This is a genomic window from Sphingomonas sp. (genome assembly GCF_035317925.1).
In the GTDB taxonomy this organism is placed as follows: Bacteria; Pseudomonadota; Alphaproteobacteria; order Sphingomonadales; family Sphingomonadaceae; genus Sphingomonas_I.
The window spans coordinates 26,100-39,933 of sequence record NZ_DATHFV010000083.1 but is presented as its reverse complement, the minus strand read 5'-3'; the positions used below and the strand labels follow the sequence as shown (position 1 = coordinate 39,933).

Sequence of the window (13,834 nt, the reverse complement as noted above, 5' to 3'; positions counted from 1 at the left end):
GCTCTTCGAGACTGTAGCCGAGACCGCGAATAGTGGTGATCACGTCGGGGCCGAGCTTTTTGCGGATGCGCGTGACAAACACTTCGATCGTATTGGAATCACGGTCGAAGTCCTGATCGTAGATATGTTCGATCAGCTCGGTGCGGCTCACCACCTTGCCCTTGTGATGCATCAGATAGGACAGGAGCTTATACTCCTGTGCGGTGAGTTTAACCGGCTCGCCATCCTTGGTGACCTTGCCCGATCGCGTGTCCAGGCGGATGTCGCCCGCGATCAGTTCGGACGAGCTGTTGCCCGATGCACGGCGGATCAGCGCGCGCAGCCGCGCGATCAATTCCTCGGTCTGGAACGGCTTGGCGAGATAATCGTCGGCGCCCGCATCGAGCCCCGCCACCTTGTCCGACCAGCTGTCGCGCGCGGTCAGCACCAGCACCGGCATGTCCTTGCCCTCGCGCCGCCAGCGATCGAGCACGGTCAGGCCGTCGATCTCCGGCAAACCGAGATCGAGCACGACCGCGTCATAATTCTCGGTCGAGCCGAGATAATGGCCGTCCTCGCCATCGGTCGCAAGGTCGATCGCATAGCCAGCGCCTTCCAAAGTCGCCCGCAGCTGGCGGCCCAGATTGGGCTCATCCTCAACGATCAGCACGCGCATCAGATTCTCCATTTCGGGTCACCGCAGCGGTGACGTGATCGCCAGCGTAACGAATATGTGGGAAGTTTGAGCCGCTGCAAGGCCGCTTAATGCCCCGACCGGCCGATGATCTGTCCGTTGCGGCCATCCACATCGACATAGATGACCGATCCGCCACGCATGAACTTCAGGCGGTAGACGCCTGAATTCGCGTCGAATTCCGGCCCGAGATAATCGCACCCCGGCATGCGTGGCACGATCCGTCCCTCAATCTCGTGGAGCGGCATGATCTGCCCTGCCTGGCGCGCGGCGAAGGCGCGATCCTGATCGCGCACGCGGCGTGCGTCGGCCGTCGGCGCGAACGTGATGCCGACAATACAGGCCGCGGCAAAAATCTTCATCAGCATGGGCTGTTGCATGGAGTCTGCCGCTTGAATAGGCAGTGAATGTCGCGCGCGTCCATATCGTTCCGCCGGCTTATCCCCCTTCCCCCTCATTGGCGTGTCATGGCCGCACCTATCCTTGCTTATGAAGATCTGGGAGTCGTCCAGGGCTCCGGCTGGCTGTTCCGGCACATCGACCTGCATCTGCAGCCGCGCGACCGGCTGGCTTTGATCGGCCGCAACGGCGCGGGCAAGACCACCCTGCTCCGCCTGCTCGCCGGCCGGATCGACGCCGACGAGGGCCGCCGCACGATCGTGCCCGGCACGAAGGTCGTGCTGCTCGAACAGGATCCGCAGGTCACGGGCTATCCGACGCTCCGGGACTGGGCGCTGCACGGCGACGACGCGCCCGCCTTGCACGAGGTCGAGGCGATCGCCGACCAGCTCGGCATCGATCTCGGCCGCGAAGCCGACACCGCCAGCGGCGGCGAGCGCCGCCGTGCCGCCATTGCCCGCGCGCTCGCGCAGGATCCTGACGTCCTGTTCCTCGATGAGCCGACCAACCATCTCGATCTCGCCGCGATCGACTGGCTTGAGGAATGGCTCGGCCGTTTCCGCGGCGCGTTCGTCGTCATCAGCCACGACCGCACCTTCCTCACCCGCCTGACCAAGAGCACCTTATGGCTCGATCGCGGGTCGATGCGCCGCGCCGAGATCGGCTTCGGCGGATTCGAAGCGTGGACCGAGCAGGTCTATGAGGAGGAAGCGCGCAACGCGCAGCGGCTCGAGGCCAAGCTCAAGATCGAGGAGCATTGGCTGTTGCGCGGCGTCACCGCACGGCGCGCGCGCAACGAAGGCCGCAAGGCCAAGCTCATGGAGATGCGCGCGCAACGCGCCGCGATGATCAGCCCGCAGGGCACCGCCAAGCTCGTTACCGCCAGCGACGATGCGCGCAGCAAGGTCGTGATCGACGCCGAGCACGTCACCAAGCGCTTCGGCGATCGCACCATCGTCCGCGACTTCAGCTTCCGCGTGACGCGCGGCGACCGCATCGGCGTGGTCGGCTCCAACGGCGCGGGCAAGACCACCCTGCTCAAATTGCTGACCGGCGAGCTCGCGCCCGACGAGGGTCGCGTCAAACTCGCCAAAACCCTGGACAGCGTGATCATCGATCAGCAGCGCAAGATGATGGAGCCCGACAAGCGCGTGCGCGACATCCTCGCCGATGGTGGCGAGTGGATCGACGTGCTCGGCGTCCGCAAGCACATTCACGGCTACCTCAAGGAATTCCTGTTCGATCCGAATATGGTCGATGCGCGCATCGGCACGCTCTCCGGCGGCGAACGCTCGCGCCTGCTGCTCGCGCGCGAATTCGCCCGCCCCTCCAATTTGCTCGTGCTCGATGAACCGACCAACGATCTCGACCTCGAAACGCTCGACCTGCTGCAGGAGGTGATCTCGGACTATGACGGCACCGTCCTGATCGTCAGCCACGACCGCGACTTCCTCGATCGCACCGTCACGGTGACGCTCGGCCTCGACGGATCGGGCAAGATCGACATCGTCGCCGGCGGCTACGCCGATTGGGTCAAGCAGCGCGGCCCTCGGCCCGAACTGCGCGGCGCGTCGGGATCAAAGAGCGCGGCACCCGCCCCTCCGGCCAAGCCGCGCGCCAAACTGTCCTACAAGGACCAGCGCGATCTCGATCTGCTGCCCAAGGAAATCGAGAAGTTCGAGGCCGCCATCGCCCGCGACACGGCGGCGATGGCCGATCCCAATCTCTACATGCGCGACCCGAAGAAATTCGACCAGCTGATGAAGGCGATCGAAAAGGCCCGCACCGACCGCGACGCTGCCGAGCTGCGCTGGCTGGAACTGGCCGAGATGGCGGAGAATCTGACCACCTGAGCTGGTTAAGCCCATAAAATCATGGATCTGGGCATTACCGGTCAATTGGTTTCGGGGGCGTACCAAAAGGACAGGAATGTTGCCCTAAAGCCACGGCGGCCTAACATGCGATAAGCTGAGGAACCGGTTACAGGTTTCCGGCTTTCGGCCTCCCACAGGGGAACACCCACGGGAGGTCGCATTGACCAGATTACCAAAATTCACGCTGCTCGCCGGTAGCGCAATGTTCGTATGCGCACCGGCGCTCGCGCAGCAATCGGGGGCCACCGCCCCCGCCGCCACGCCCGCAGCCCCATCCGCCGCGGCGCCGACCGATCCGGCGGCCCAGCCGGCGGATGAGTCCTCGCTGCAGGAGATCGTGATCACCGGCAACACGTCCGGCAAGCGGACTTTGTTCAACTCCTCGTCCAACGTGACGCTCGCCAACGCCGCCGATCTCCAGCGCAAAGCGCCGCGTTCGGTCGCCGAAACGCTCGAACTGGTCCCAGGCATCTACGTCGAGGGCACCGCCGGTCCGGCGTCGAACAATTATTCGGTGCGTGGCCTGCGTGGGGGCGCGCAGACCTTCATCACGCTCGAAGAGGACGGCATGCCGATCCTCTATGGCGGCGGCGGCGCCGACTTCTATTTCCAGCAGGATCTGTCGATCGATCGTATGGAAGCGGTCGAAGGCGGCACGTCGGGCGTACTAGCCCCCAACGGCGCGGGCGCGACGATCAACTTCATCTCGATGAAGCCCAGCTTCGACAAGGTCGTCGCCTTGGCACGCGTGAGCGGCACGACCTACAAGGACTATCGCGCCGACGCCTATGTCTCGGCCCCGATCACCGATCGCCTCGCCTTCAATCTGAGCGGCTATTACTGGTCGCAGGAAGGCCAGCGCAAATCGCCGTTTCGCTACAACAGCTACCAGGTCAAAGGTTCGCTTGAGCAGAAATTGGGCGACGACGGCTATATCCGCATCGGCTACCAGCGCCGCGACGAGCGTGATCCTTATTATGCCGACATGCCGTTCGCGGTGAGTACGAGCGGCAAGATCAGCAGCATTCCCGGCCTCAACCTGAAGCGCGACAACATATTGGGCGAGGGCTTCGCCAGCATCGACGTGCCGGATTCGCCCGCCACCGGCAATGCGATCCGCACCTTCCGCGGCGACCGCGGCATTCGCACGACGTCGAATACCTACCGGATCGATATCGAAAAGCCGGTCACCGAGGGGCTGACCCTGTTCGGCCACGCCCGCTATCTCGACGGCAAATATGACTTCAACGGCATCTTTCCCGGCAGCGGATCGGGTACCGCCGGCCTGGCCTCGGCGGTCGATTATCTGACGCCGGGCGTGTCGCCGATCGATAGCACGCTGACGGCGGGTGCGGCCGCCTTCCCCGGCACGACCCAGTTCGGGCTGCGCGATACGCGAACCGGCACCTTGATCCCCGCCTCCAACGTGGCCGCGCTCAATGCCCTCAACGGCAACGGCCTGCTCCAGCAGACCGTGCTCAACCACCAGACGCTGGCGACCAAGGATTTCGGCACCGACGCCGGGCTGAAATGGGACACGCACGGCGCCAATGTCGACAATTCGCTGACCGTCGGCGTCATGTATTATGACGTGCGCCGCCACAACGATCAGTCGGCGGTCTCAACCCTGCTCAACGACGTGACCAACAATTCGCACATCTACGATCTGGTCGCGCTCAATGCCGCCGGCGGCGTGCTCGGTCAGCTTACCAACGATGGCATGCTGAACTATGGCAATTGGGGCCAGGGCATCTTCAACGACCACGTCAAATCCTATTCGACCTATTTCAACGACGAACTGAAGATCGGCGACAAGCTCCACATCGACTTCGGCGCGCGTCACGAATGGGAGGATGTCGGGGTCAATATCGGCAACACCGCCGCGGTGAACGCGCCGGTGCCAGCGGGCACGCCGGGTCTGGCGCAGGATGTCGGCAGTACGTTCGACGGCACCTATACGCACACCTCGGGCAGCTTCGAGGACACCGCTTATACCGCGGGCATCAACTACGAGCTGACGCACAATCTGTCGCTCTATGTGCGCGGCGCCAAGGGCTTCCAGACCAATGGCGGCGACACCGGCGGCGTGCACAAGCCGACCGATCTGACCCTGTACGAAGGCGGCGTACGCTTCCAGACGCGCGGGCTGACCGCGTCGCTGGTCGGCTTCCGCACGATCTTCAAGAACCAGTCCTACCAGTTCATCAATCCGGACGATCCGGCCAACGCCGCCAACGCGCTGGCCAACAACAAGACCAACGGCATCCAGCTCGACGCGACGATCAAGCCCGTCAGCTTCTTCAGCGTCGATATCAGCGGGGTCTATCAGGATCCGAAGCTGCACGATCTGCGCTTCGACGGGGTTGCCCAGCCGCAATATGAAGGCAACACGCCCGAACGCACGCCCAAGAAGCTGCTGACGGTCACACCGACCTTTAGTCTGCCCAATGGCCTGGGTGAGGTTTACGGACGCTGGAAATATATCGGGAAGGTCTTTGCCGATTCCGGCAACGGCATCGCTTTGCCCAGCTATAATGTGTTCACGGTCGGCACGAACGTGAACCTGACCCACCAGATCAGCCTGGGCGTCAGCGTCGACAACCTCACCAACGTGAAGGGCTTCACCGAAGGCAATCCGCGCCAGGGCCAGACCCAGACGATCGTCAACGGCTTCTTCTACGGCCGTGCGATCGCCGGGCGGAACGCACTCGCGACGCTCACGTTCAAGATGTGATGGCAGCGGCGGCCGGGACTTCGCGCCCGGCCGCCCACTGCTTATGGGGAGGCCTATGACCCTGGTTCGCACCGTGGCGGGGCTCGCGCTGGTCGCCATGCTGGCCGGCTCGGCTTGGGCCGCGCCGGGATCGCGCATGGAAACGCGGCGCGAAGGACTCAATCTCAACAGCTTCGTCCAGCAGGGCGCGGTGGCGGCGCATGTCGTGCTGCGCTCGGGCACCGATCCCCGGCTGATCGTCGCCTTTCCTGCCGGCAATAGCGGCGTGGGCCTCTGGTTCGCGCCGGTAGGCCACTCCGCCGACTGGACGATGACCGGGACGCCCCGTCCGACCCTGGCCAAGGACGATCAGGACCGCACGCTCCGCGGCGTGACCTTCCGCGCGACGATCCATACGCCCCGGCTCGCGGTGCGCCAGGCGGTGCTGTCGAGCGTCCGCGTGCTGCGCGACTATCAGGCGCTCGGCAAGGCGCCGCCGGAAGTTCTGGTGCCGGCGCGGACCGAGGGCAAATCCCTCGTCTGGGCGCGCGACCGGCTCGACGGCGCACCCGGCTACCGGCTGGCGGTGAAGGTCGAGCAAGGCACATTGACGGACGACACGATCGCCGCCGGCGCGGACGGTGCCATAACGCTCACCGTCACCGCGCTGACCGGCGAAATCCCCTTGGCCCCCTTCCCCTCCGGCGGCCTGCTGACCAGCGAAGCGGCGAAAGATCCCGGCGCACGCGCCGCGCTGCAATTCCTGAGCTATCGCCAGAAGTTCATGGCCGGCTCGTGGCGGTTCAACACCTATTTCGGACGCGACACCCTGATGTCGGTGCGGCTGCTGATGCCCGCGCTCAAACCCGAGGCGGTCGAGACCGGGCTGCGATCCGTGTTCGAGCGCCTCTCCCCCGACGGCAATGTCGCGCATGAGGAGGATATCGGTGAATTCGCCGTGCTCGATCATATGCGCGCGGGCGAAGGCAAATCGGACGCGCCGACCTTCAATTACAACATGATCGACAGCCCCTTCCTGCTCGCGCCGGTCGCGCGGGCGTGGCTGATCGACGACAAGAGAGGTCAGGCGCGCGCGGTCGGCTTCCTCGGCCAGACCAATGGCGACCGGCGAATGGGCGACGCGCTGATCACCAATCTCCGCTTCGTGATCAGGCATGCGCAGGCCTTCGCCGACACGCCGCGCTGGGACAATCTCGTCTCGTTGAAGCCCGGCATGGATGCGGGCGAATGGCGCGACAGCAATGACGGGCTCGGCGGCGGCCGCTACCCCTATGACGTCAACGCGATCCTCGTGCCGGCGGCGCTGGACGCGATCGAGGCGCTCAACCGCGCCGGCCTGCTCGACCCGTTCCTCGTCCCCAATGATCGCGCGCTGCTGGACGATCTGCCGCGCATCGCCAAAGCGTGGCGCGATCGGGCGCCGCCCCTGTTCCTGCAGACGGTCACGCCCGCCGCCGCCCGGCCCGCGATCGAACGTTATGCGCGGGCGCAAGGCGTCCCCGCCGCCCCTGCTTTGGCCGCGATGGATCATCGCCCGATCCGCTATCACGCGATCGCGCTCGACAAAGCGGGCAAGCCGGTCCCGATCCTCAATTCGGACGAAGGCTTCGCCTTGCTGTTCGGCAACCTCGCGCCCGACGCGCTGGAGATCGCGGCCGATACGATCGACCGCCCCTTCCCGGCCGGGCTGATGACCGGCGCGGGCCTGCTCGTCGCCAATCCGGTGTTCGCGCCGCCTGCGCTGCAGAAACGCTTCAGCCCCAACGCCTATCACGGCACCGTGATCTGGTCCTGGCATCAGGCGCTGGCCGCGGCCGGGCTGCGGCGCCAGCTTGAGCGGACGGATCTTCCCGTCGCCACCTGCCGCCGGCTGCGCGCCGCCGAAAACGGCCTGTGGCGCGCGATCGACGCGACGCGCAGCGTGCAGAGCTCCGAACTCTGGTCGTGGCATTATGACCAGGGCGGCTATCGCATCGTCCCGTTCGGCGCGAATGGCGCGGATGTCGACGAATCCAACGCCGCCCAATTGTGGAGCACCGTCTATCTGGCGCTGCACCGGCCCGCATTTGGCGTGGGATGCCTTAACCGATGAGCCACGAACCGATCCGCAACGTCGTCATCCTCGGCGGGGGCACGGCGGGATGGATGACCGCGGCGGCCCTGTCCCAGGCGCTCCAGAATAGCGGGATCGCCATCAGCCTCGTCGAATCCGACGCGATCGGCACGATCGGCGTGGGCGAGGCCACCATCCCCACCATCCACTGGTTCAACCAGCTCGTCGGGCTGGACGAGGCCGATTTCATGGCCGCCACCCGCGCGACCTACAAGCTCGGCATCGAATTCCACGGCTGGCAGGGCGACGGCCACACCTATTTCCACCCGTTCGGTACCTATGGTGCGCCGGGCGATGCGGTCATGGCGCCGCATCGGCTGATCCGCGCCTGGCTCGGCGGGCTCGACGCTTCGCCCGAGCCTTATTCGCTCACCACCCAGCTCGCGCGCGCGCGCCGTTTCGCGCGGCCGGCGAGCGATCCCCGCTCCTTATTGTCCACGCTCGGCTATGCCTTCCACTTCGATGCCGGCCTTTATGCGGCGTATCTGCGCACGCAGGCCGAAGCGCGCGGCGTGCGCCGGTTCGAGGGCAAGGTCGCCGAGGTCGAGCAGGATGGCGAGAGCGGCTTCGTCCGCAGCCTCACCACCGACAAGGGCGACCGGCTGGCGGGCGAGCTGTTCATCGATTGCTCCGGCCTGCGCGGCCTGCTGATCGAGGAAAAGCTGCAGGCGGGCTATGAAAGCTGGTCGGACTGGCTGCCCTGCGACGGCGCTTGGGCCGCCCCCACCCCGGTCGAACAGGCCGCGCCGCCTTACACCCGCGCTTTCGCGCAGGAAGCCGGCTGGCGCTGGCGCATCCCGCTCCAGCATCGCGTCGGCAACGGCTATGTCTTCTCGAGCCGCTTCCAGACGCCGGACGCCGCGCGCGAGACGTTGCTCGCCGCGATCGGCGAGCCCAGCGCCGAACCGCGCCTGATCCGCTTCACGCCCGGCCGCCGCAAGCGCGCCTGGATCGGCAATGTCGTCGCGATCGGCCTGTCGAGCGGCTTCCTCGAACCCTTGGAATCGACCAGCATCCACCTGATCCAGACCGGCATCGGCAAATTGCTCTCGCTCTTCCCGCGCGCCGGCTGCGATCCTCTGCTGGCCGAGCAATTTAACCGCATCTTCCGGCGCGAGGCGGAGGATGTGCGCGACTTCGTCATCATGCATTATCACTTCACGCAGGGACGAACCGAGCCGATGTGGCGTCACTGCCAGACCACGCCGCTGCCCGATGCGCTCCAATATAAGATCGATCAGTTCCGCGCTTCGGGCCGGATCATGCTCGCCCCCGAAGACCTGTTTCGCGATGCGAGCTGGTTCGCGGTGATGACCGGCCAGGGCATCCGCGCCGCCGATTATAATCCGATGCTCGATGCGGGTTCCGACGCCGCCAATCTCCAGCATCTGGACGCGGTACGCGCCGCGATCGCCCAGTCGGCCGCGCAAATCCCTAAGCTGCCCTGACTTCTCTCGGCTTCCGCCGATAAATCTGGCAGGCTGTTCCCGAATGGGGGAGAGATGCCGTGAACAAGGTCCTGATCCTGGCCGCTTTGACGCTTGCCACCAGCGTCCACGCCGAAGGGCCGAACGAAACCCGCATCGCCCCGCCCTACAAGGACGCGCCCGAAATGGCCGCGCAGCCGGGCCAGCCCAAAGGCACGCTCCACAGCTTCATCATGACTTCGGCCGAGAGTCGCATCTTTCCCGGCATCCGCCAGCTCGACAACGACACCACCCGCCGCCGCGATGCCCATGGCAATCGCATCGCCGCGCCGTTCGCGCAGGAATCCGAAGCCGCGCCCTATCGGCGCGAAGTCTATGTCTACATCCCCGCCGGCTATCAGCCGGGCACCGAGGCGCCTTTGCTCGTCGTTCAGGACGGCAGCGGCTACGTCGCGCGCGTCGCCGCCGCACTCGACAGCCTGATCGCGCAGCATCGCGTGCCCCAGATCGTCGCGGTGCTGATCCAGTCGGGCGGCGGCGACGCGCAGGGCTCCGAACGCGGGCTCGAATATGACACGATGTCGGGCCGCTACGCCGAATTCGTCGAGACCGAAGTCCTGCCGCGCGTAACGCAGCTCTATGGCGTGCGCTTCACGCATGATCCCGATGGCCGCGCGACGATGGGCGGCAGCTCGGGCGCGGCGGCGGCGTTCAGCATGGCCTGGTACCACCCTGAATGGTATCACAAGGTGCTGTCCTACTCGGGCACGTTCGTGAACCAGGCCGCTCCCGCCGACCCCGCCACGCCCGAAGGCGCCTGGGACTATCACGCGCACCTGATCCCCGAGAGCCCGCGCAAGCCGATCCGGATCTGGATGGAGGTCGGCGAGAAGGATCTGCACTGGGACGATCCGGCAGAGACCTTCCACAATTGGCCGATGGCGAACGACCGCATGGCCGCCGCGCTCAAGGCCAAGGGCTATGACTATTGCTACGTCTGGGCGAAGGACGCGGTCCATGTGGACAACAACGTCACCATGCAGACCCTGCCCGACGCGCTGGTATGGTTGTGGCGGGATTATCCCCGCTAGACCTTGATCGATCCAGGCTTCGCCTGGGTCGTGAATCAAGGTCTCAACCATTTGAATAGAGCCTGATTCACGTCATCGACGGAAGCGCCTGGCGCTTCCACCGATAACGATCAGACTCCAGACCGGCCAAATGCTGATCCCGGCTCGCGCCGCCGGATCACCCCGCCCCGCCAGCTTAATGGCTCCTGTCGCTTGAGCTTTTAATTCATTCCGGTTGTTTTCTGCAGTGCACAAAATCGGTTGAGCTTGCGGGCGAGAGAGGCATCAAGAAGAAATAAGGTTAATATTCAACCTATTGCTAGCATCCGCACAACGGGAACCTGCAAAACGGGCGATCGTTATTGAGAAGTAACTGATCTTTACCCCGGGTAATGCTGATGCCGTTTAGCGCAAAATTATATGACGACCCGACGCCGGATCTGCCGGTTTCCCGCAGCCGGACGCATCTTGCGGCCAGCCTCAGTTCGCATCTGCATCATGTCATCATTCACAACCTCTCCCCCGAAGGCCTGCTGATCGAATCCCGCGACGAGCTTGAGATCGGAGCCGAGGTGACGGTCGATATCAGCGATCTCGGCCCGCACGCCGCTCATGTCATCTGGCGCGACGGTGTCTTCTACGATTGCCAGTTCGTCACGCCGATTCCGGCGGCGCAGGTCCGCCAAAAGCTGACCAGCGCCAAGGTGGTGTGGGCGCCGTTCGCGTCCCTGTCCGACGCGGACAGCTTAACCCGCCCTTATTATGTGCCTTTCCCGCCCCAGACGGATCCGTCGGGGCGAACCGGCCTGTCGCGCCGCGCGCGCCTGACCATCATCCTCGCCGCGGCTTCGCTGTGCTGGATGATCCCCGCCGCTCTCATCTTTGCGCTCGCTCGCTGAGGGAGACGCGGTTCGCCAATCGGGGGGTATGTCGTGGAGAAAGACAATGCGTACTCTAACCCGAACCGAACTCATCGCCGTCGGTATGCTCGCCTGCTCCGGCTTCGTCCGCGCCGCGCAGGCCGCGCCCGCCCCGACCAAGGCCACCGATAACGCCGTCAATGTGCGGACCAACCAGAAGCTGGTCGGCGCGGGCGTCGGCACCGGCACCAAGCAGGGCCAGTCTGTCGCCACCGTGTCCGGTAAGGGCCAGCCCGCGCTCGGCGTCGGCGCCGGTTCGGGCCAGGTCCAGCATTTCGGCTCGAAGGGCTCGGTCAGCGTCGCGAACAATGCGCGCTTGCTCGGCGTCGACGGCAAGGGCGGCTATAACAGCCCCAACAGTGCCTCGGTCCGCAACCCGACCCAGAAGCCGGTATTGACCGGCGCGCAGGACGCGGCCGGCACGGCGACCACCAAGGTCCCCCATTGAGGCCGGAAACCCCGGATGAAATGCCGCCGGAAGGCCAGTTGCGCTTTCCGGCGGCATTCGCCGTCGCGATCCTCCTGCCCGCTTTGCTCGGTGCGTGCGCGGCGGGATCGAGCCTGTCGCTCGCGACCGCGCCGCTCAGTTATGTGGTCGACGATCAGGGCGGCCGCGACGTCGCCGCGCGCGACGACGGCACCGTCGAAGCGCTCGCCGAACGCACCGATGGCAATGTGGCCGGTCTGGAGGCGGTCGGCGGCAACGCACTGCTGCCCGTTTCGGTCCGGCTAACGGCCGGGCAAGGATCGGCCTCCCTCAACGCCGCGCTCCCCGTAACCGCGGCGAATGTCGCATTGGCGCCGCTCGCCCCCACCGCCGCGACCGTCACCGTCGCCCCCGCCGGCGGAGGCGCGCTGGTCACGGCCGGGCCTTTGCTCGGGACCGCCAGGACCACCGTTCTCCGGCCGCTGGTGCCCGCGATCAGTGTCGATAGCGGCCTGCTCGCGACCGTCGGCACCGCCTTGCGCGTCCGCCATTGACGAATATGCGGGTCGGGCTTGCGATCGCCGCCTGGGCGCTGGCGGCCTTGCCGGTCCATGCGCAAAGCGGCCCCGCCAGCGCGATCGTCCCGCCCGACCGCGCCGATCGCCACCCCGCCGCGCATGCCGGACGCGGCCGCACCGTCGGCCATTTGCCGCGCGGCAGCGCCGCCGGATCGGTCCAGCCCTTCGTCCTCACCCATGTCGCGATCGACGGATCGAGCCTGCCCGACAGCACCTTCGCCCCCGCCATCGCGCCGTTCCTCGGCAAGTCGCTCGACGCCGCGCAGGTCCAGGCCCTGGTGGATGCGCTCGCGGACATTTACGAACGCTCCGACGTCGCGCTCTACACTTTGGTCGTGCCGACGCAGGATCATGCGGGCGGCGTGCTGCGGCTGACCGCGGTCGAGGGCGCGATCGAGCGCGTGGTCGTACGCGGCGCGGGTGCGAAGATGCGCCGCCTGGTCGGCAACACGCTCGCGCCTTTGATCCGTGAACATCCGCTCGCCAAAGGCAGCCTGCAGCGGCGCGTGTCCCTGGTCCGCGACATCGCCGGCCTCAATCCCGACATCAGCTTCGAACGCGGCGACCAGCAAGGCATGGTCCGGCTGGTGGTGGTCGCCAAGCCGCGCCCGATCCAGCTCGCCTTCGGCCTCAACGATCGCGGCACCGCTTTGCTCGGCAAGACGCAGGGCGAAATCGATCTTTACGCCAACAGCCTGATCGCGGGCGGCGACCAGTTGCGGCTGAGTTACGCCCGGCCGATCCGCGCGCCTTATTATCAGGCGGCCAGCATCGCCTATGCGGTCCCGCTCGATGCCGACGGGCTGACGCTGCAAGTCAACGCGGGCCGGCTCAAGACCCGCCCGCGCGACATCCCGATCCACGGCCACGCCACCAGCCTCGGCGGCACGATCAGCTATGCCGCGATCCGCGACTTCCGCACCAATCTGGTGGTGAGCGCCGGGCTCGACGGCGTGAACAGCAATAACGCCTTCCTCGGCGCGCTTTTCTCGAACGAGCGCAGCCGCGCGCTGCGCCTCGCCTCGGCGCTCACGATCAGCAGCGATCGCAATGCCTTCAGCGCCAGCGTGAGCGAAAGCTTCGGGCTCGATGCGTTCGGCGCGCACCTGTTCGACCCGACCCTGTCGGAGCTCGATTTCCGCAAGACCAACCTGCGCCTCGCCGACAATCTCGCCATCGGGAAGACCTTCGCCCTCCGCCTCAACGGCGCGGCGCAGGCGACCGGCGACCGGCTGCCCGCCACCGAACAATTCACGCTCGGCGGCGACGAATTCGGCCGCGCCTACGAAACCGCCTTGCTGTCGGGCGACACCGGCTATGCCGGCTCGGCTGAATTCGCCTGGGTCCCGGCTGGCCTGCCCCAGTCGGTCGCCGGCAGCGAAATCTACAGCTTCGTCGACGGCGGCCACGTCCGCACCCACGCCCGCGCCGGCTTCGACGGCTTCTCCAGCCATCTGGGTTCGTGGGGCGGCGGCGCGCGGCTGGCGGTGCTCAACCGCGTCGTGCTGCAGCTTGAAGCCGCGCGCGGCTTCAACAATCCGGTATTCTATGAAGACCGCCGCAAATGGCGGCTCCTCTTCGCGATCCGATCGGTCTTGTGACGTTCGGCACAACGTTGC

The 13,834-nt window shown here is 66.0% G+C and carries 11 protein-coding genes; 9 read left to right on the top strand and 2 right to left on the bottom strand.

Features of this window, described 5'->3' with window-relative positions; genetic code table 11:
• On the bottom strand, positions 1-655 hold a 655-nt coding region (locus VK533_RS06330), incomplete at its 3' end, for a response regulator transcription factor (protein ID WP_324376014.1).
• Positions 656-741: 86 nt separating this feature from the next.
• Positions 742-1,041: a hypothetical protein gene (locus VK533_RS06325; RefSeq protein WP_324376013.1), complete on the bottom strand. Its 300-nt coding sequence runs from the start codon at positions 1,039-1,041 to the stop codon at positions 742-744.
• A gap of 99 nt (positions 1,042-1,140) precedes the next feature.
• Between VK533_RS06325 and VK533_RS06320 the strand changes: the two genes are divergently transcribed.
• The 9 genes from VK533_RS06320 to VK533_RS06280 all read left to right on the top strand — a co-directional run bounded on the left by VK533_RS06320 (position 1,141) and on the right by VK533_RS06280 (position 13,816).
• Positions 1,141-2,925 (top strand): ABC-F family ATP-binding cassette domain-containing protein, encoded by a 1,785-nt coding sequence (locus VK533_RS06320; RefSeq protein ID WP_324376012.1) that lies wholly within the window; start codon positions 1,141-1,143, stop codon positions 2,923-2,925.
• Between the two features lie 181 nt (positions 2,926-3,106).
• The gene (locus tag VK533_RS06315) at positions 3,107-5,680 is read left to right on the top strand and encodes a TonB-dependent siderophore receptor (protein WP_324376011.1); all 2,574 of its coding nucleotides are present in this window, start codon (positions 3,107-3,109) and stop codon (positions 5,678-5,680) included.
• A gap of 55 nt (positions 5,681-5,735) precedes the next feature.
• Positions 5,736-7,772, top strand: a complete 2,037-nt coding sequence (locus VK533_RS06310; RefSeq protein WP_324376010.1) for a hypothetical protein — start codon at positions 5,736-5,738, stop codon at positions 7,770-7,772.
• Positions 7,769-9,241 carry a tryptophan halogenase family protein gene (locus VK533_RS06305; protein WP_324376009.1) on the top strand — a complete coding sequence of 491 codons (1,473 nt, stop codon included), beginning with the start codon at positions 7,769-7,771 and terminating at the stop codon, positions 9,239-9,241. Before VK533_RS06310 ends, VK533_RS06305 begins: the two co-directional genes overlap by 4 nt.
• Positions 9,242-9,300: 59 nt before the next feature.
• Positions 9,301-10,311: an alpha/beta hydrolase gene (locus VK533_RS06300; protein WP_324376008.1), complete on the top strand. Its 1,011-nt coding sequence runs from the start codon at positions 9,301-9,303 to the stop codon at positions 10,309-10,311.
• A 377-nt stretch (positions 10,312-10,688) separates the two neighbouring features.
• Positions 10,689-11,189, top strand: a complete 501-nt coding sequence (locus VK533_RS06295; protein WP_324376007.1) for a PilZ domain-containing protein — start codon at positions 10,689-10,691, stop codon at positions 11,187-11,189.
• A 46-nt stretch (positions 11,190-11,235) separates the two neighbouring features.
• Entirely contained in the window at positions 11,236-11,658 is a 423-nt protein-coding gene (locus VK533_RS06290; RefSeq protein ID WP_324376006.1) for a hypothetical protein, read from the top strand.
• Complete coding sequence (locus VK533_RS06285; protein WP_324376005.1) at positions 11,655-12,191, top strand: hypothetical protein; 537 nt, start codon at positions 11,655-11,657, stop codon at positions 12,189-12,191. Before VK533_RS06290 ends, VK533_RS06285 begins: the two co-directional genes overlap by 4 nt.
• A 5-nt stretch (positions 12,192-12,196) precedes the next feature.
• Positions 12,197-13,816: a ShlB/FhaC/HecB family hemolysin secretion/activation protein gene (locus tag VK533_RS06280; RefSeq protein ID WP_324376018.1), complete on the top strand. Its 1,620-nt coding sequence runs from the start codon at positions 12,197-12,199 to the stop codon at positions 13,814-13,816.
• The last annotated feature ends 18 nt before the right edge of the window (positions 13,817-13,834 follow it).

Bases quoted from the DNA above. Each gene is read 5' to 3' on its own strand.
- VK533_RS06325 (WP_324376013.1), bottom strand. From the start codon at position 1,041: ATGCTGATGAAGATTTTTGCCGCGGCCTGTATTGTCGGCATCACGTTC.
- VK533_RS06320 (WP_324376012.1), top strand. From the start codon at position 1,141: ATGGCCGCACCTATCCTTGCTTATGAAGATCTGGGAGTCGTCCAGGGC.
- VK533_RS06310 (WP_324376010.1), top strand. From the start codon at position 5,736: ATGACCCTGGTTCGCACCGTGGCGGGGCTCGCGCTGGTCGCCATGCTG.
- VK533_RS06305 (WP_324376009.1), top strand. From the start codon at position 7,769: ATGAGCCACGAACCGATCCGCAACGTCGTCATCCTCGGCGGGGGCACG.
- VK533_RS06295 (WP_324376007.1), top strand. From the start codon at position 10,689: ATGCCGTTTAGCGCAAAATTATATGACGACCCGACGCCGGATCTGCCG.
- VK533_RS06290 (WP_324376006.1), top strand. From the start codon at position 11,236: ATGCGTACTCTAACCCGAACCGAACTCATCGCCGTCGGTATGCTCGCC.
- VK533_RS06280 (WP_324376018.1), top strand. From the start codon at position 12,197: ATGCGGGTCGGGCTTGCGATCGCCGCCTGGGCGCTGGCGGCCTTGCCG.